Source organism: Serratia sp. TSA_105.2 (genome assembly GCF_052692115.1).
The window spans coordinates 130,406-147,364 of sequence record NZ_JBQZFT010000005.1; the positions used below are offsets into that span (position 1 = coordinate 130,406).

At 57.8% G+C, this 16,959-nt stretch carries 14 protein-coding genes; 4 read left to right on the forward strand and 10 right to left on the reverse strand.

What is annotated here, in order from left to right; genetic code table 11:
* Positions 1–18 precede the first annotated feature (18 nt).
* Positions 19–942: a LysR family transcriptional regulator gene (locus ACUTSC_RS17160; RefSeq protein WP_197768425.1), complete on the reverse strand. Its 924-nt coding sequence runs from the start codon at positions 940–942 to the stop codon at positions 19–21.
* 133 nt (positions 943–1,075) lie between these two features.
* Here ACUTSC_RS17160 and lysA point away from each other — a divergent pair, with 133 nt between their 5' ends.
* Positions 1,076–2,338, forward strand: coding sequence for a diaminopimelate decarboxylase (lysA, locus tag ACUTSC_RS17165; RefSeq protein WP_049202160.1), 1,263 nt, complete (start codon positions 1,076–1,078; stop codon positions 2,336–2,338).
* 27 nt (positions 2,339–2,365) lie between these two features.
* Here lysA and ACUTSC_RS17170 read toward each other — a convergent pair whose 3' ends face one another.
* From ACUTSC_RS17170 to galR, 3 genes are all read right to left on the reverse strand, one after another.
* Positions 2,366–2,668, reverse strand: a complete 303-nt coding sequence (locus ACUTSC_RS17170; RefSeq protein ID WP_004931828.1) for a helix-turn-helix domain-containing protein — start codon at positions 2,666–2,668, stop codon at positions 2,366–2,368.
* A 5-nt stretch (positions 2,669–2,673) separates the two neighbouring features.
* Positions 2,674–3,018, reverse strand: a complete 345-nt coding sequence (locus tag ACUTSC_RS17175) for a type II toxin-antitoxin system RelE/ParE family toxin (protein WP_197768424.1) — start codon at positions 3,016–3,018, stop codon at positions 2,674–2,676.
* Positions 3,019–3,177: 159 nt separating this feature from the next.
* Positions 3,178–4,197: an HTH-type transcriptional regulator GalR gene (gene galR / locus ACUTSC_RS17180; protein ID WP_197768423.1), complete on the reverse strand. Its 1,020-nt coding sequence runs from the start codon at positions 4,195–4,197 to the stop codon at positions 3,178–3,180.
* 220 nt (positions 4,198–4,417) lie between these two features.
* Here galR and ACUTSC_RS17185 point away from each other — a divergent pair, with 220 nt between their 5' ends.
* Positions 4,418–6,700, forward strand: a complete 2,283-nt coding sequence (locus ACUTSC_RS17185) for a molybdopterin-dependent oxidoreductase (protein ID WP_197768422.1) — start codon at positions 4,418–4,420, stop codon at positions 6,698–6,700.
* Here the strand turns inward: ACUTSC_RS17185 and ACUTSC_RS17190 are convergent.
* From ACUTSC_RS17190 to ACUTSC_RS17205, 4 genes are all read right to left on the reverse strand, one after another.
* Positions 6,672–7,226, reverse strand: coding sequence for a hypothetical protein (locus ACUTSC_RS17190; protein ID WP_445653474.1), 555 nt, complete (start codon positions 7,224–7,226; stop codon positions 6,672–6,674). The two genes, ACUTSC_RS17185 and ACUTSC_RS17190, sit on opposite strands and share 29 nt — an antisense overlap.
* A gap of 25 nt (positions 7,227–7,251) precedes the next feature.
* Positions 7,252–9,663 carry a fimbria/pilus outer membrane usher protein gene (locus ACUTSC_RS17195; protein WP_197768420.1) on the reverse strand — a complete coding sequence of 804 codons (2,412 nt, stop codon included), beginning with the start codon at positions 9,661–9,663 and terminating at the stop codon, positions 7,252–7,254.
* A gap of 8 nt (positions 9,664–9,671) precedes the next feature.
* Positions 9,672–10,382: a fimbria/pilus periplasmic chaperone gene (locus tag ACUTSC_RS17200; RefSeq protein WP_197768419.1), complete on the reverse strand. Its 711-nt coding sequence runs from the start codon at positions 10,380–10,382 to the stop codon at positions 9,672–9,674.
* Positions 10,383–10,494: 112 nt separating this feature from the next.
* Positions 10,495–11,184, reverse strand: a complete 690-nt coding sequence (locus ACUTSC_RS17205) for a hypothetical protein (RefSeq protein ID WP_063990732.1) — start codon at positions 11,182–11,184, stop codon at positions 10,495–10,497.
* A gap of 936 nt (positions 11,185–12,120) precedes the next feature.
* Between ACUTSC_RS17205 and aas the strand changes: the two genes are divergently transcribed.
* Both aas and lplT read left to right on the forward strand, forming a co-directional pair.
* Positions 12,121–14,274 (forward strand): bifunctional acyl-ACP--phospholipid O-acyltransferase/long-chain-fatty-acid--ACP ligase, encoded by a 2,154-nt coding sequence (gene aas, locus ACUTSC_RS17210; protein WP_197768418.1) that lies wholly within the window; start codon positions 12,121–12,123, stop codon positions 14,272–14,274.
* A complete protein-coding gene (gene lplT / locus ACUTSC_RS17215; protein WP_049202156.1) occupies positions 14,274–15,458 on the forward strand; it encodes a lysophospholipid transporter LplT in 1,185 nt (394 codons plus the stop codon). Before aas ends, lplT begins: the two co-directional genes overlap by 1 nt.
* Before the next feature lie 35 nt (positions 15,459–15,493).
* Here lplT and ACUTSC_RS17220 read toward each other — a convergent pair whose 3' ends face one another.
* Positions 15,494–16,534, reverse strand: a complete 1,041-nt coding sequence (locus tag ACUTSC_RS17220) for an NADP(H)-dependent aldo-keto reductase (protein ID WP_197768417.1) — start codon at positions 16,532–16,534, stop codon at positions 15,494–15,496.
* 206 nt (positions 16,535–16,740) lie between these two features.
* Positions 16,741–16,959: a YgdI/YgdR family lipoprotein gene (locus tag ACUTSC_RS17225; RefSeq protein ID WP_038878690.1), complete on the reverse strand. Its 219-nt coding sequence runs from the start codon at positions 16,957–16,959 to the stop codon at positions 16,741–16,743.

Genomic DNA, 16,959 nt, shown 5'->3' on the forward strand with positions numbered 1-16,959 from the left:
AATATTCCCACGCCGTTTTCAGCGCCTGACGGCGGCGGCCAGCCGGGCGGCAAAGGTGGCGGCCTGCTGATGAAGATGGTCGATAAAGGCGGTGACCAGCGCCGATGAAGGGCGGTGCAGCGGCCGGATCAGGCTGACGGTGAACGGCACGTCGATGCTGAACGGCCGCACGTGCACGCCGCTGCCGGCATAGTCGAGCGCCGTCAGCGGGTTGACGATCGACACCCCGACACCGGCTCTCACCATGGCGCACACTGACGCCGCGCTGTGCGTTTCCATCACCATGCGGCGCTCGACGCCCTGTTCGCCGAACAGCGCATCCAGCAAGTGACGATAGCTGTCGGTGCTCGACAGGCTGATAAAGTTCTGCCCGGCGAAGTCCTGCGGCGTTAGCCGATCTTTCGCCAGCAGCGGGTGGCCCGTCGGCAGCACGCAGACTTCGTTCAACGTCATCAACGTCACCCGCTCGGTGCCCGCCGGCGTCAGGGTGGTTTCCGTCAGCCCGAGATCGTGGCGCTGGGCAGACAGCCACTCTTCCAGCAGCGGCGACTCTTGCGGGATGACGCTGAAGCTGACTTCCGGATAACGTTCGATAAAGGGCCGGCACACCGCCGGCAACAGCGATTGAGAAAATACCGGCAGGCACACGATCGACAGCTGTGCCTGCTGAAACTGGCGGATGCCGGCGGCGGCGTTGACGATGCGATCGAGGCCATAATAGGAACGTTGCACCTCTTCGAACAGCCGTAACCCCTGCACGGTGGGGGACAAGCGGCCGCGCACTCGGTCGAACAGCTGCAGCCGGATCAGCTTCTCAAAGCGCGCCAACTCTCGGCTGACGGTCGGTTGCGAGGTTTGCAGCAGGGCTGCCGCCTCGGTCAGGTTGCCGGTGGTCATCACCGCCCGAAAAATTTCGATCTGCCGCAAAGAGATGCTGTGCATGGCGAGGCCGCTCGGTTAAGGGGAAAGCCATATCATAAATGAATAGACTACGGCTAAATAGATATTTTCCACCCGATTCAGCGTGCGGCACTATGGCTTTATCTGCCGTCATTTTCGAATTGGGAATATCACCATGCCACGCCCGTTGCACGACACCTCCACCGCGTTGAACGCCGCTAACCTATTGGCCTTGCCGCAGCGTTTCGGCTGCCCGGTCTGGGCCTATGATGCGGACATTATCAGCCAGCGCATCGCTCAGCTGCGCCATTTCGATACTGTCCGTTTCGCGCAGAAGGCCTGTTCGAACATTCATATTTTGCGCTTGATGCGCGAGCAGGGCGTAAAGGTGGATTCGGTGTCGCTGGGCGAGATCGAACGGGCGCTGCGGGCCGGTTTTCAGCCGGGCGGCGAACCGAGCGAGATCGTGTTTACTGCGGACGTGTTGGATCACGCCACGCTGGCGCGCGTCAGCGAATTGAAGATCCCGGTCAACGCCGGTTCCATCGACATGCTGGATCAGCTCGGCCAGGTTTCCGCAGGGCACCCGGTGTGGCTGCGCATTAACCCGGGGTTTGGCCACGGCCATAGCCAGAAAACCAACACCGGCGGCGAGAACAGCAAGCACGGTATCTGGTATGCCGACCTGCCGCAGGCGGTGGAGAAGATCCGCCGCTACGGCCTGAAGCTGATCGGCGTGCACATGCACATCGGTTCCGGCGTCGATTACCAGCATCTGGAACGGGTCTGCGATGCGATGGTGCAGCAGGTGATCGATCTCGGTCATGACATCAGCGCCATTTCCGCCGGCGGCGGCCTGTCTATCCCGTACCAGTACGGCGAAGAGGCGATCGATACCGAACACTATTTCGGTTTGTGGAACCGGGCGCGTGAACGCATCGCCGCGCATCTGGGGCATCCGGTGCAGCTGGAGATCGAACCGGGGCGTTTCCTGATGGCGGAAGCGGGCGTCTTGGTGGCCGAAGTGCGGGCGGTAAAAGACATGGGCAGCCGCCACTTCGTGCTGGTGGACGCCGGTTTTAACGATTTGATGCGCCCGGCGATGTACGGCAGCTATCATCATATTTCGCTGTTGCCGGCCGATGGGCGCGATACCTCGGGGCAACCGCTGCGCGAAACGGTGATCGCCGGGCCACTGTGCGAATCCGGCGACGTGTTCACCCAGCAGGCGGGCGGCGGCGTGGAAACCCGCGAGCTGCCGCCGGTCCAGATCGGCGATTATCTGGTGTTCCACGACACCGGCGCCTACGGCGCGTCGATGTCCTCCAACTACAACAGCCGCCCGCTGTTGCCCGAAGTGCTGTTCGAAAACGGTGAGCCGCGTTTGATCCGCCGTCGCCAGACCATCGAAGAGCTGATCGCGCTGGAGCTTATCTGATAAGCGGGCGGGCGTGCTGCGCCCGCTTTACAGCGTCATGCGGCGGTGCTGGCCATTGGGCAATTGCACATCCAGCGACAGCGTGCCGCCCATGGCCTCAATATAGCGTTTGAGCGATGACAGTTTGATTTCGCTGCCGCGCTTTTCCAAATTGGCGACGGAGGGTTGGCTGATGCCGAGCCGCTTCGCCAATTCAACCTGAGAGACCGCCAGCTCTTCCCTCAGCATCGCCAGCCGCAGCTCGAAAATCTCCTGGTCCGCTTTTTGCCTGGCGGCGGCAACGACGGCGGGATCGAGTTTATCGATCAGTTGGGATAAAGGTTTGGCCATCTGCACTACCTCCGGGTTGCCAGATAATGTGAAAACTCCATGGCGGCGATGGGCAACATGCGCTGGTAAAAGCGTTGGTCGCCGGTTTTATCGCCGCCGCACAGCAATACCGCTTGCCGCTGTGGGTCAAAGGCGAAAAATACCCTGAAAGGGCGCCCGCGATGTTGAATGCGCAGCTCCTTCAACTGCCGGACCGCGTCGGAAAAATGCAGCGTATCGGCATGCGGCCGCGCCAATTGCGGGCCGAACGTCTGCAATTTGTAGATCGCCGCCAGGATACTTGTTTGCTGGGCGTTGTTCAGCGCTAAAAACCAGTCGTCAAACCGTTCGACGGTCACCACTTGCCACATGACGCGCTCCGAATATAGTGTTTATGCTATATAGTGTAAAGGTTATTGTGCCAACAATATGCGCGAACGCTGGGAGCGGAAAAAATCCAAAAGCGAGAAATGCGGCGGGCTGCGCAATCTGAGCGCATGGGTGACGGCTCACCCATGCGGCGGCGCGAATTACGGCTGTTCGTGCGCGTTGTTGAGGGTGGCGACCGAGTGGCGGCGCACCAGCGTCGGGCTGAACATGTTGGTAATTTCCGGCAGCGGTTGCCGGTTGGCCAGCGCCAGCGCCAGCTCTGCCGCCTGAGTGGCCATCGCGACGATAGGGTAGCGAATGGTGGTCAGGCGTGGGCGTAGGTAGCGCGAAATCAACACGTCGTCGAAACCGATCAGCGAAATTTGCCCCGGCACGTCGACGCTGTTGTCGCTCAGCACCGACAGCGCGCCGGCGGCCATCGGATCGTTGTAGCAGGTAATGGCGGAGAACGAACGGCCTCGGCCGAGCAACTCGGTCATCGCCTGTTCGCCGCCGATCTCGTCCGGTTCGCCGTAGGCGATCAGCTTTTCATCCACCGCAATGCCGTGTTCCTGCAGCGCGTCGAGATAGCCCTGCAGCCGGTCGGTGGCGTCGGAAATCTGGTGGGTGGAGCAGATGATGGCGATGCGTTGATGCCCTTGCTGGACCAGATGACGGGTCGCCAGCCAGGCGCCGTAGCGATCGTCTAGCGCCACGCAGCGAGTTTCAAAACCCGGCAGCGTGCGGTTGATGAGCACCATGCCCGGGATCTGTTGCATCCAGCCGCAAAGTTCCTGATCGCTCAGCTTTTTGGCGTGCACCACCAGCGCTTCGCAGCGGTGCCGCACCAGCTGTTCAATCGCCTGTCTCTCTTTTTCGGCGTCGTGGTAACCGTTACCAATCAGCAGAAAATTGTGGGTGGCGTAGGCCACCTGCTCGACTGCTTTGACCATCGCGCCGAAGAAGGGATCGGAAACGTCGGAGACGATCAGGCCCAGCGTTTCGGTGGATTGCTGCGCCAGTGCCCGAGCGTTGGCGTTAGGGTGGTACTGCAGTTGTTCCATGGCGGCCAGCACCGCAGTGCGCGACCCTTCGCTGGCCTTGGGGGAATTGTTTATCACGCGGGACACCGTGGCCACGGAAACACCCGCCAGCCTGGCAACATCCTTTATCGTAGCCATATCAGTCAACACATCCTGGGTAATCGCTTACATCCCCCAGTTTTGCGGAAAAAATCCGGGGCTGCAAGCGGTCTCGTGCGTAACTTGTGGTGGCCGTTGCAGAATCTCTTCGAGTCTGTACGCATAACCATCGGCTGCCGAACGATAGCGCAATTTGTACGTTGGCTCTGGCGGCGGGCTGAGGTAACGTCTGTGCATTCCGATTTGCGCCGAGAATGCCATGTCCATTAAACGCTATCCGCAGCTCGCCCATTGGGGCGCTTATACCGCCGTGGTTGAAGACGGGCGGCTTATCCGTTGTGAGCCCTTCGTCGACGATCCCGATCCTTCGCCGTTGCTCGATTCCATCGTACCGATGGTCTACTCCGACAAACGTATCCGCAAGCCGGCGGTGCGCCGCTCGTGGCTGCAAAAGCGCGAGGGCAGCGACCGTACGCTGCGCGGCAGGGAAGATTTCGTCGAGGTGGACTGGGAGCTGGCGCTCGATTTGGTGGCGCAGGAGAACCGCCGGGTGCGCGATCGCTACGGTCCCTCCGGGCTGTTCACCGGTTCTTATGGCTGGTCGTCGGCCGGGCGTTTGCATCATGCGCGTTCGCTGGTGCGGCGATTCTATTTCAGCGGTGGCGGCGGGGTCGATCAGCAGGGCAACTACAGCTGGGGCGCGGCGCAGTTTTTCCTGCCATATGTGATCGGCACTTTCTCGCCGTTGACCGGGCGCGTCACCAGTTGGCCGAGCGTGGTGGAGCATTGCGAGCTGTTTGTGGCGTTTGGCGGGCTGGCGCTGAAAAACGCCCAGGTCTCTTCCGGCGGCGCGGCGGAGCATGCGCTCAAGCCCTGGCTGCAAAAGCTGGCGCAGAAGGGCACGCCGGTTGTCAACATCAGCCCGATGCGCGACGACTGCCCCGGGTTCGTCAACGCGGAATGGATCCCGATCCGGCCGAATACCGACGTGGCGCTGATGCTGGCGCTGGCTTACGAAATCCAGCAGTTGGGCGCGCAGGACGAAGCCTTCCTGCACAGCCACTGCGTGGGCTATCAACAGCTGGCGGATTACCTGAACGGCGTGAGCGACGGCGTGGCGAAAACGCCGGCCTGGGCCAGCGCCATTACCGGCATTCCGGCGGCGCGCATCGCGCTGCTGGCGCGGCAGCTGATCGGCGTGCGCAGTTTCATCACCTGTTCCTACTCCGTGCAGCGCGCACACCGCGGCGAGCAACCGTATTGGATGATGATCGCGCTGTCGTCGATGTTGGGCCAGGTGGGGCTGCCGGGCGGCGGTTTCTCGTTCGGTCACGGCTCGATGAACGGCGTCGGTAACCCGCGCGTGGACACCCCCGCACCGACCATGCCGGTAGGGGATAACCCGGCCGGGCTGGCGATCCCGGTGGCGCGCATTTGCGACATGCTGCTGCACCCCGGCGAAGCCTATCAATTTTGCGGCGAGACGCGGCAGTACCCGGATATCCACCTGGTGCACTGGGCCGGCGGCAACCCGTTCCATCACCATCAGCAGCTGAACCGGCTGGTGGAAGGCTGGCAGAAGCCGGATACGGTGATCGTACAAGATATCTGGTGGACGGCGGCGGCCAAAATGGCGGATATCGTGTTGCCGGTCACCAGTTCGCTGGAGCGCAACGATATCGGCGGCTCCTCGCGCGATCGCTACGTGCTGGCGATGCATGAGGCGATTTTGCCGCAGCACCAGGCGCGCAACGATTTCGATATCTTCGCCGATCTGGCGGAGCGCCTGGGCTATCGCGAACGCTTTACCGAAAACCGCGACGAGCGGGCCTGGATCGAAGAGATTTATCGGCAATGCGGCGCGGCGCAGCGGCGTGCCGGCGTCGCCTGGCCCGAGTTTGAGGATTTTTGGCTCCGGGGCTATGTCGAACTGCCCGCGCCGGCCAAGGAATTCGTCTTTTTTGACGCGTTCCGCGCCGATCCGCAGGCGAGTCCGCTGCAGACGCCCAGCGGCAAGATCGAACTGTTCAGCGAGCGGATCGCCGGTTATCACTACGAAGATTTCGCGCCGCATCCGCAGTGGCAGCCGCCGGTGGAGTGGCTGGGCGCGCCGCAGGCCGAAAACTGGCCGCTGCATCTGATCTCCATCCAACCGAGCGATCGTCTGCACAGCCAGATGGATCCGGCGCCGCTGGCGCAGGGCAATAAGACCGCCGGGCGCGAAACCCTGTATATGCATCCGGAAGACGCGGCGCAGCGCGGCGTGGCAGAGGGTAGCGAAGTGCTGGTCAGCAATGCGCGCGGCAGCTGCCTGGCAGGGGCGACTCTCACCGACGGCGTGACGCGCGGCGTGGTGTTGATGGCGACCGGCGCCTGGTTCGAGCCGGGTTACGACGCGCAGCGCCGGCCGGTCGAACAGGCGGGCAACCCGAACGTGCTGACGCTGGATATCGGCACCTCATCGTTGACGCAGGGGCCGAACGCCATGAGCTGCCTGGTCGAGGTTAGCGTATTCACCGAACGTCGGGATCAAGATAGTTAGCGCTGACAAGCAGTTGGGTCGATAGCGGGATGTTATCGCGTTGCTGTTGACGCAGTTGTGTCGCGGAGGTGGCGAAACTGGACACTGTTAATGACAGAGTGAAGTGTTGCCCAATCTCGTTATCCGGTACAAGAATGTGTAATGCTTCACGATCGACGGATAAACGATAGCTGGGCAGATGTCTTTGGCTCGGCAGCCCGGGGCCAAGTGAAAAGGCAATTGGCTCATCATCACCGTTGCGTAATTCATCAAGCGTGAGGCTGAGATAGTTAGAAGCATCGGCTGCGCCACCTCCTTCTGCCAGGTTTCTATTCTCCCGTAGAGTGAATCCCTGTAACTGCACCGGCTCATCGCAAGTCAACCGATACTGCAATGGGGCGCTGTGCAGCAGAGTGGATTGTTGAGACAGTGACCCGATATTGTGCTCTCCCAGATAAACGCTGTTTTGTGTGGCCGTTAGCGTACAGTTAGCGTTAGCCCCAAAACTGATGGCGATAGCTGTTAACCAGTAATAAATCACTTTCATATTTTCTCCTGATATCGATGAACGTTTAGCGACACACGGCTTCGGAGTGGCTGATGCCGGCACGATTGCGGGGAGAGGTGTCCGCAGCAATTGCGAAATAACATACTTGCCCCGAAGAGGTTTTCATGCTGAAGCGTTGTGATGACGCATCGTTCTTCGCGCGGCGTGCCTTCTGATGTTCAATGAAGGCAGCGCCCTGATCATTGGTAAAAGCGACCACTCGTTGTTGTTCATCCAAAATCATGCTGCCGATAGCGGGTTTTGTTCCGTCGGCATAGCTAATTTGAACAATGGCCCGCAATGTATTAATGGCATTGATATTGATATGTTTAACGCTGCCACGTGCCAGATTGATATTGCGCACGCCGTTGTCGATATCAGCACCGGGGGGCAAGGTGCTGGTGTCCACGTTAATCAGGCTGGGTTGATATTCACGCAGCCTTGGGATGACGGCCTTACCCTGCTTGCCATAGGTTTTCACCTTTCCGCCTGGCGTGGACACGCTGATTCCGGCGAGGCCCGGTATCGTCAAGACGCCGAAGGTATCGCCGATTTTCTGAGGTGAGAGCGTTAACCCGCTGCTGTCTGCCACCAGGGAGCCTGTGGCGCTGTAGTAAGATGCTTGTTGATTTTCTGACAGATGGCTATAGCTGCCGGAAAGAGTGGTAAACGGACTCAAGTAGTTCACATTGCCTGAATAGGTGCCGTTATTGGATTGGGTGCCTTGCGTTGCATTGAGTCCATACGCCAGATCGCCATTCAGCGCTTGGCCGGAAAGCGAATTGCTGATGCTACGATTTCTTCCGTTACTTATCATATTGGCGCTATAACGTCGGTTTTTTCCAAGCGGTAATGAAAGGGTGGCGAACAGTCGGGTATCGTTATCGCGAACGTCGCGGCTGCGCTCTTTTTCCAGGCTAACGCCAACGGTGGCTGCGCCAAATTGACGGTTCCAGAAGGCGTAGACTCGCTGATTCTGTTGCTCACCTCCCCCTTCAGTGCGTGTAGCGCCTAAAGACAGATTTCCAATGTACTTATGGTGCCAGCCTAGGCCCAGGCTGTAGCTCTGGCGTTGGTGTGAAGATGATGCACCCTGCGGTACAGGCCAATAAGTCTCTTCGCTGCCATCTTTACGCGGAGAACTAAGCTGTGTGGGAGAACGGTATCGCTCTGATTGGATGCTGTAACCGGCGTTCAGCTTAAGGTTTTTTATCAGAGGCAATGCGCTATTCAGCTGCAGCTTGGTGCCCTTTCCACTTGGCGACTGCGCCACGTGGGTCAAGGCCGTAAAACGATAATCGCTATCGGCAACGCTATAACCGGCGGCGATGCCGCGATAATCACGGCTGAGGAAACTTCCCCCTCTCACCTGGTGATGGTTGAGCCATGGCAAAGAGAATGAGCTCGTGATGAAAGGCATTTCTGTGCTTTTTTCCAGGCTGTGAGTGCGCCCGAGAGCAAGGGAGTAACTACCCTGGCGGGGAGTAGAGCGCCCTGAGGTCGTCAGATAAGGGACGATGAATTGTTTGCGGCTACCGTTGCTTTCCGTGACGGTGACGGACAAATCGACTGCGTCGAACTGCGCGGGGATATCCGTCAGGTGGAAAGCGCCCGGTTGCACCTGCGTGGCGTAAACTAATCTGCCATTCTGAAAAATCTCAACCTTGGCTTGACTCTCGGCGATACCTTCGACTACCGGCACATCACTGCGTTGACTAAATGACAGTGACGAGTCAGGTAGCCATTGCAGGCCGTCCAAGGTAATGCCGCTGTATAGCGAATCTGATAACGTCGCTCGTCCCAAACGCATCATGCCGTTGTGGCCCGTCAATGTCCGCTGCAGATAACTATTATAAGGCGTGTACCCCTGATGCCGTTCAGACTTGTTATAGGTGCCATTATGGCGAAACAGCCAGTTGCTGCTGTTAAAGCCGGTTTCCAACGCCGCGTAATCACTGCTGTGGTTTTGGCTGTCGAATCGGCTCGCAGTATAATTCAGCATCAGGGCATGGCCACCAAATTCATAGTCGGCCGGTTGTCGACGGATATAGCGCTCGGGCAACAGCAAAATCAATTGATTATTACCGGTTTCATTGTCGATGCGGCTGCCTTGATAGCATTGGCTCATCAGCATATCTGTTTGAGTGTTGAGCTTGCAGGGGTGTAACCCCAGGTTTTCTGCGAGTTCAGCGTCGTATTGCCATTCGCCTTGTTTGTCGATATTGACTTCATGCCGTCCATGGTTTTGGCCGTTGACGCTGATTAAGAGCGATTGTTTTCCTGCGGGGAATTTCGTTCCAGAGGAAAAGTAATCAGCAATCTCACTGGACAATCCAAGTGCGCGCATCATCTCAATATCGTAGTCGGCCAGGCTGGTCGAGACACAGCCGATAGGCAGACAAAACACCAGCAGACGTAACGGTATGTGCAATTTCAAAGGCTGTCTCACTGGATTGGGGCAAGGTTAACCGTGATATCGGGTATGGCGCGCCCTGTGTTACTGATTGGCGTGAAGTGCAAACGGGAGGGGGGGCTGATAAGCCTATCGCCTTTACGTGTACCGATCGTTTGCCCAGGCAGCAAATAAGGTTGTTCCAAAACAAACTGCTGGTTGCTGGGTTGTACGGTGATAGTCGGGGCTAACCTGACAACGTAAGAGCCGAGATTTTTGACTTGTATAGAATGCCCGTTTTGTTGCCAGAGCAGGGTTTGCCAGGGAGATTTGTTTTCTGCCAGCGCGGAGGGCGTGGCGATAGCGACGACCCGATGCCGAGTATTCACCTTAAGTTGGTTGCTTTTTTCTCCCATATCGGGAATTTCCTGGAAATAGATATGGCGCATTTGCTGACGGGCCTTATCAAGTCCCGAGGGGTCGGCAAGCATGACGCGTACCAGCTGAGATTTACCCGGATCAATGCGCGCGGCTGGCGGAGAGAGAATGAACAAGGGATCTTCTCCTTGCTTGCTTAATGCATTTTTAACAACGGACGAAAATAACAACACAGGATAATTACCGATATTATCGACTCTTACGGTTGTCTCTCCTTTCTCTTGATTGACCAAGAGGCTTATTTTTTCCAGTTTAATGGTTGCCTGGCCGTAAAGTGGAGTCAGAAATATAAATATTGCGGTGAGATAATGGATGAGACCTTTCATTTTATTTCCTGAATAGCGGAGAATAACGAACTCTAGTCAAAGGACGTTAAGATATTTTGCCAAACAATCAGGCTGAAATAAGTGGGGACAGAGAAGTGTCCCCACCTGGTGTTTACAGGTAGTGAACCGAAAGATTCACAGAGGCCTGCAATGCAATGCTGTCTTGCATTTGGATACTTTTATCATCAATGTAGCTAAGCGGGGTAAGGAATGAACGGTAGCTGAATGTACCGCTCAGGTTCTGGCCGATCGCCATATTGTCGTAATTAGCATCTGATGTGACCGCAAAGCGATTACCTGAGGCAGCAGAGAAAATAGCCTGCTCGTGATCTGCACCGTCAGTTACATTGGTTAAATCAAAGATATCATCGCCTTCGGGAATCAGCGCCGCACGGACGGTTTCACCATCCATAGCGATATCCGACAGTGCCAGGCCCAACACGGCGATATCTTTATTGCTGGCGTCTTTTGCCAGTGATGCGGTGAAGCTTCTGTCCATATACTTGAAATCGGCATCGCCGCTGGCGCTGGTTACCTCAATACCCATGTTGGTTGGTGCCGTGCAGTTTACGGTGAACGGAATGCTACCCATGCCGTTGCCTTCCAATTGGACAGGATTTACTTTATCGAAAGCTTCGCTGGAATGGCGGCCAAGATCAATGCTATTGGTGTTGGCTGCAATGCTGCAGCTGGTGTTATTGTAAATTTCACCGGAGAAATCTACAGATGTACTGGCTGTTTTTGCAGCCAATACGCTCGTGCACGACAGAGGCAGTAGAGCTAAAAATAAATATTTCTTCATTCGGAGTTCCTTCTGAGAATATGCCGATAAATAAATGAAAATCGTATTGCTTGAAAAGATAAGGCAAGGATGTCGCAACGTTTTACTAGCGATTCAATGCAGGGTTATTTTATTTATCAAACTCAATCCCTGCAATATTGTGCTAAGGATTTATATAAAAATAGATTTATATTCTGACTAATTGTCTTCTGTTATCGAATCTTACTTGTTTGCCCTGTTTGGTAGCTAACGTATAGGTTTTATTGCTTACGGTTTTTTTAATTATTAATAATTAATTATCCTCGATGCGTGTTTTTACTGTGAGGTTACGATACCCGCAAGATCTGGAAGCGGCTCTGTTGTTAGTTTGACCATTTTTAACTTTGTCTTTTTGTTGTTATGGTTGTGCTTGAAAAGCAAGAAAGCGTGTTGCATACGTTGACGAAAATTACACGTTAGATATCTCGTCTAACTGGGTTTTTGTTTTTGAGAACAGTTTTCGTTAATTGATTTCTTTAGCGTTGAGGAGACAAGAGGGATTAGAAGCTCTGTTTCAGTTTCAGTTGGGCTAAACTCCAATGTGCTGTACGTGTCTGCGTATGCGCATGGTTTTTTTGCTTACCCCCGACCCGCTTTCTTCCGATGGGGCATCATTATTGATCTTTCTGTTGTGAGGATTATTTAAGTTTCATTGAGTTATTACAGCAGATCGCGAGAAATTTACAGCTGGTTGCATTTGGAGCAGAACTCTTGCGATTCGCCGGTAGTTTCCTGCACGCCATCTCTCTAGAGTAGGTGATCCCAGAGGTATTGATTGGTGAGAAATCAGCATACTCTGTATGTTGAAGCCATTTTCAATTGCACCAACCTACGCGGATGCGTAGGTTTTTTTTTGCCTGCCATATAGTATTCTTTTCCCTACAACGATTTACGCCTCCATGGCCAAGGGAGAAGGGCATGATCTTTTCACTGCTGCGCGCGCTGTTTCGCCTGCTGTTTCGGGTTCGGGTCGAAGGGGACGTCCAGCACTTCGAGCGGCAAAAACTGCTGATTACGCCGAACCACGTATCTTTCCTCGACGGCGTACTGCTGGCGCTGTTTCTGCCGATTAAACCGGTGTTTGCGGTTTACGCCAGCATCGGCGAGAGCTGGTTTATGCGCTGGCTGCGGCCCTACATCGATTTCGTCTCGCTCGATCCCACCAAGCCGATGGCCATCAAACAGCTGGTGCGGATGGTCGAGCAAGGGCGGCCGATCGTGGTGTTCCCTGAAGGGCGCATCACCGTGACCGGCGCGCTGATGAAAATCTACGACGGCGCGGCGTTTATCGCCGCCAAATCGGGTGCCACGGTAGTGCCGGTGAGGATCGACGGCCCCGAATTCAGCCCGTTCGGCCGCATGGCCGGGGTATTCAAGATCCGCTGGTTCCCGCGAATCAGCATCCGCATCTTGCCGCCGACCACGCTGCCGATGCCGGAAGCGCCGCGCGCGCGTGAACGCCGGGCGCTTGCGGGCGATCGGCTGATGCAGATCATGATGCGGGCGCGGATGGATACGCGTGAACCGCAGACGCTGTTCCATGCCTTGCTGGCGGCGCAGCACCGCTACGGTCGCCGCAAGCCCTGCATCGAAGACATCGCTTTCAAAGAAGACAGTTACCAGACGCTGATCAAGAAATCGCTGGGCGTCAGCCGTATTCTGCAGTGCTTTACCGCCGAAGGGGAACACGTCGGCCTGCTGTTGCCGAACGCCACCATCACCGCGGCGGCGATCTTCGGCGCTTCGCTGCGTAACCGCATCCCGGCGATGCTCAACTACACCGCCGGCGCCAACGGCCTGAACAGCGCGATGACTGCCGCCGGCATCAAGACCATCGTCACCTCGCGCCAGTTTCTGGAAAAGGGCAAGCTGACCCACCTGCCGGAGCAGGTGCCGCAGGCTAACTGGGTGTATCTGGAAGATCTGAAGGATACCGTCACGCTGGCGGACAAGCTGTGGATTTTGCGGCATTTGCTGCAGCCGCAGCGCGCGGCGTTGCCGCAACGTCCGGAGGACGCGGCGCTGATCCTGTTCACTTCCGGCTCTGAAGGCCATCCCAAGGGCGTGGTGCATTCGCACGCCAGCCTGCTGGCCAACGTAGAACAAATTCGCACCATCGCCGACTTCACGCCGCGCGACCGCTTCATGTCGTCGCTGCCACTGTTCCACTCGTTCGGCCTGACGGTGGGGCTACTCACGCCGCTGATCACCGGCAGCCGCATTTTCCTCTACCCCAGCCCGCTACACTATCGCGTGGTGCCAGAGCTGGTGTATGACCGCAACTGTACGGTGCTGTTCGGCACGGCGACCTTCCTCAACAACTATGCGCGCTTCGCGCATCCGTATGATTTCGCCCGCCTGCGCTACGTGGTGGCCGGCGCGGAAAAACTGGCGGACAGCACCAAACAGATCTACCAGGACAAATACGGCATCCGCATCCTGGAAGGCTATGGCGTGACCGAGTGCGCGCCGGTGGTCTCCATTAACGTGCCGCTGGCGACGAAAGTGGGCACCGTTGGCCGCATCATGCCGCAGATGGAGGCGCGCCTGATCGCGGTGCCGGGCATCGATAACGGCGGTCGCCTGCAGCTGAAGGGGCCGAATATCATGAAAGGCTATCTGCGGGTTGAGCGCCCCGGCGAGCTGGAGCCGCCGGCGGCGGAAGATGCGAACGGCGTGCTGCAGCCGGGCTGGTATGACACCGGCGATATCGTCAGCCTGGATGAGCAGGGTTACTGCACCATTCGCGGCCGCGTGAAGCGCTTCGCCAAGCTGGCGGGGGAGATGGTGTCGCTTGAGAGCGTCGAATTGCTGGCGCAGCGGCTGTCGCCGGAAAAACTGCATGCCGCCACCGCCAAAAGTGACAGCAGCAAAGGCGAGGCGCTGGTACTGTTCACCACCGATCCCGCCATTACCCGCGAGGCATTGCTGCGGGTGGCGCGCGAGCTGGGCAGCCCGGAGCTGGCGGTGCCGCGCGATATTCGCCTGTTGAAAACGCTGCCGGTGCTCGGCAGCGGTAAACCCGATTTCGTCACCCTGCGTCATATGGCCGAACAGCCGGAGAGTGCCTGATGAATCCTTCGACCGAATCCCCTTTGTTGTCACGCGGCATGATCGCCGTCATCAGCGCGCAGTTCCTCTCGGCGTTCGGCGACAATGCGTTGCTGTTCGCCACGCTGGCATTGATCAAGCAGCAGCTGTATCCGGACTGGAGCCAGCCGATCCTGCAGATGGCCTTTGTCGCCACCTACATCATTCTGGCACCGTTCGTCGGCCAGGTGGCCGACAGCTTCGCCAAAGGGCGGGTGATGATGTTCGCCAACGCCCTAAAATTGGCGGGGGCGTTGGTGATCTGCTTTGGGTTCAACCCGTTTCTCGGTTACAGCCTGGTCGGCGTGGGGGCCGCCGCGTATTCGCCGGCCAAATACGGCATTCTGGGCGAGATCACCAGCGGCGAGAAGCTGGTCAAGGCTAACGGCCTGATGGAGGCCTCGACCATCGCTGCCATTCTGACCGGTTCGGTGGCCGGCGGTATTCTGGCGGACTGGCATGTGGTCGCGGCGCTGGCGGCCTGCGCCTTGGTTTATGCGGGGGCGGTGGTCGCCAACCTGTATATTCCGCGTCTGGCGGCGGCGCGCCCGGGGGCTTCCTGGCGCCCGCGGGCCATGACGAATAGCTTCTTCACCGCTTGCGTCACGTTATGGCGCGATGGGCAGACGCGTTTCTCCTTGATCGGCACCAGCCTGTTCTGGGGGGCCGGCGTGACGCTGCGTTTTCTGTTGGTGCTATGGGTGCCGGTGGCGCTCGGCATCGCCGATAACGCCACGCCGACGCTGCTGAACGCCATGGTGGCCGTCGGTATCGTGGTGGGGGCCGGCGCCGCCGCGCGCTTCGTCACGCTGAAGACGGTGAAGCGCTGCATGCCGGCCGGGATCCTGATCGGCGTCGCGGTCGCGGTATTCGCGCTGCAAACCACCATGCTCAATGCCTATGTCTTGTTGGCGATTATCGGCATGCTGGGGGGCTTCTTCGTGGTGCCGCTCAATGCGTTGTTGCAGGAGCGGGGCAAGCATTCGGTCGGTGCCGGCAATGCGATCGCGGTGCAGAACCTGGGTGAAAACGCCGCCATGTTGCTGATGTTGGCGCTGTATTCACTGGTGGTGAAGCTGGGCGTGCCTGTGGTGGGCGTCGGCGTAGGGTTTGGCGTGGTGTTTGCGCTGGCGATTAGCGTGCTGTGGTGGTCGCAGCGGCGGTAAAATACAGGGCGCAGCCAGGCTGCACCCTGGCTGTATTAAGGCGCCGGAATGGTAAACCGGGTATGGATTTCCTCAAGCGCCTGCAGCACGTCCTCATCCAATACCACATCGAGGCTGTCGATGTTGATTTTCAACTGTTCCACCGTGGTGGCGCCCAGCAGGGTGCTGGCGACGAACGGTTGCTGACGCACGAAGGCTAAGGCCATCTGCGAAGGATCCAGCCCGTGTTTTTTGGCCAGCGCCACGTACTCGGCGATCGCCAGCTGGGTTTGCTGCCCTGAATAACGGTTGAAGCGGGTGAACAGCGTATTGCGCGCACCGGCCGGTTTTGCGCCGTTGAGGTATTTACCGCTCAGAGTACCGAACGCCAGGCTGGAATAGGCCAGCAGTTCCACCCCTTCGTGCTGGCTGATCTCGGCCAGGCCAATCTCAAAACTGCGGTTCAGCAGGCTGTACGGGTTTTGAATCGACACGATGCGCGGCAGCTCGTGTTTCTCCGCCAGCTGCAGGTAGCGCATCACACCCCAGGGTGTTTCATTGGAAACTCCGATATAGCGAATCTTGCCGGCGCGCACCTGCTCGGTCAGCGCCTCCAGCGTTTCCAACAGCGTGACGGTGGCTTTGTCGTCGGTGTATTGATAGTTGAGTTTGCCAAAACAGTTGGTGGCGCGCTGCGGCCAGTGCAATTGGTAAAGATCGAGATAATCGGTGTTCAGCCGCTTGAGGCTGGCGTCCAGAGCGGCGCGAATGTTTTTGCGATCCAGCGCCTGCTGCGGGCGGATGCTGCTGTCGGTGCCGCGCACCGGGCCCGAAACTTTGCTGGCCAGGACGATTTTACCGCGATTGCCGCGCGCCTTGATCCAACTGCCGATATAGCTCTCGGTCAGGCCCTGGGTTTCCGGGCGGGGCGGCACCGGGTACAGTTCGGCGGTGTCTATCAGGTTCACGCCTGCGGCCAATGCATAGTCCAGTTGCGCATGGGCGTCGGCTTCGCTGTTCTGTTCGCCAAAGGTCATGGTGCCCAGTCCCAGCACGCTCACTTCTAAAGAACTGTGGGGAATACGGTGGTATTGCATTAACGGCCTTCCTTTCTTGTTAGCGCTGACGGGCCGCGCGGCCCGGTGAAACAGGAGCCCAATGTCAGAAGACGGCGCAAAGTCCGTCGGGCGGCGATGTCGCCTTTCCTGACTATAACCAAGCGGTGAAGATGGGGGAAGCGGATTCCGCGCGGACGCGAATGAGGGCTACCGCGCTCGAGCGGGCGATAGCCGGCGGGCGGTGATTAGCGTTCGATAACCTGGGAAACCTGATCGCCGTTGATCTGGCGGTGGTTGCCTTTCTCGTCTTTATAACTGATGAGGCCAGTGTCTTTGTCGATCTCCGGCTTGCCTTGCGTCAGGATCATGTTGCCGTCTTTGGTCGCCATCACGTAGTCGCTGGAACATCCCGCCAGGCCGGCCACCATCACCAGCGCAGATACTGCCATTACCCACTTTTTCAT

What these genes read in the sequence shown, in the direction of transcription:
- ACUTSC_RS17160 (WP_197768425.1), bottom strand. Translation starts at nt 942, where the DNA reads ATGCACAGCATCTCTTTGCGGCAGATCGAAATTTTTCGGGCGGTGATG.
- lysA (WP_049202160.1), top strand. Translation starts at nt 1,076, where the DNA reads ATGCCACGCCCGTTGCACGACACCTCCACCGCGTTGAACGCCGCTAAC.
- ACUTSC_RS17170 (WP_004931828.1), bottom strand. Translation starts at nt 2,668, where the DNA reads ATGGCCAAACCTTTATCCCAACTGATCGATAAACTCGATCCCGCCGTC.
- ACUTSC_RS17175 (WP_197768424.1), bottom strand. Translation starts at nt 3,018, where the DNA reads ATGTGGCAAGTGGTGACCGTCGAACGGTTTGACGACTGGTTTTTAGCG.
- galR (WP_197768423.1), bottom strand. Translation starts at nt 4,197, where the DNA reads ATGGCTACGATAAAGGATGTTGCCAGGCTGGCGGGTGTTTCCGTGGCC.
- ACUTSC_RS17185 (WP_197768422.1), top strand. Translation starts at nt 4,418, where the DNA reads ATGTCCATTAAACGCTATCCGCAGCTCGCCCATTGGGGCGCTTATACC.
- ACUTSC_RS17190 (WP_445653474.1), bottom strand. Translation starts at nt 7,226, where the DNA reads ATGAAAGTGATTTATTACTGGTTAACAGCTATCGCCATCAGTTTTGGG.
- ACUTSC_RS17200 (WP_197768419.1), bottom strand. Translation starts at nt 10,382, where the DNA reads ATGAAAGGTCTCATCCATTATCTCACCGCAATATTTATATTTCTGACT.
- ACUTSC_RS17205 (WP_063990732.1), bottom strand. Translation starts at nt 11,184, where the DNA reads ATGAAGAAATATTTATTTTTAGCTCTACTGCCTCTGTCGTGCACGAGC.
- aas (WP_197768418.1), top strand. Translation starts at nt 12,121, where the DNA reads ATGATCTTTTCACTGCTGCGCGCGCTGTTTCGCCTGCTGTTTCGGGTT.
- lplT (WP_049202156.1), top strand. Translation starts at nt 14,274, where the DNA reads ATGAATCCTTCGACCGAATCCCCTTTGTTGTCACGCGGCATGATCGCC.
- ACUTSC_RS17220 (WP_197768417.1), bottom strand. Translation starts at nt 16,534, where the DNA reads ATGCAATACCACCGTATTCCCCACAGTTCTTTAGAAGTGAGCGTGCTG.
- ACUTSC_RS17225 (WP_038878690.1), bottom strand. Translation starts at nt 16,959, where the DNA reads ATGAAAAAGTGGGTAATGGCAGTATCTGCGCTGGTGATGGTGGCCGGC.